The organism is Bacillus siamensis KCTC 13613 (assembly GCF_000262045.1).
GTDB lineage: Bacteria > Bacillota > Bacilli > Bacillales > Bacillaceae > Bacillus > Bacillus siamensis.
Genome location: NZ_AJVF01000009.1, coordinates 1 through 205 on the forward strand (window position 1 = coordinate 1; position 205 = coordinate 205).

At 60.5% G+C, this 205-nt stretch carries 1 protein-coding gene; it reads left to right on the forward strand.

Annotated features, from left to right (window positions below):
- Positions 1-205: collagen-like protein (locus Y79_RS1000000120495; RefSeq protein WP_032864734.1), on the forward strand; the 205-nt coding region annotated here is incomplete at both ends.

The following is a 205-nucleotide window of genomic DNA, read 5'->3' on the forward strand; positions in this document are numbered from 1 at the left end:
TCCAACCGGAGTAACCGGAGTAACGGGAGCAACTGGCTCAACAGGATCAACCGGAGTAACGGGAGCGACTGGAGTAACCGGAGCCACTGGTGTAACCGGCCCAACCGGCTCAACCGGCCCAACTGGTCCAACCGGAGCAACAGGAGTAACTGGCCCAACGGGTGCAACCGGAGCAACAGGAGTAACGGGTCCAACCGGAGTAACC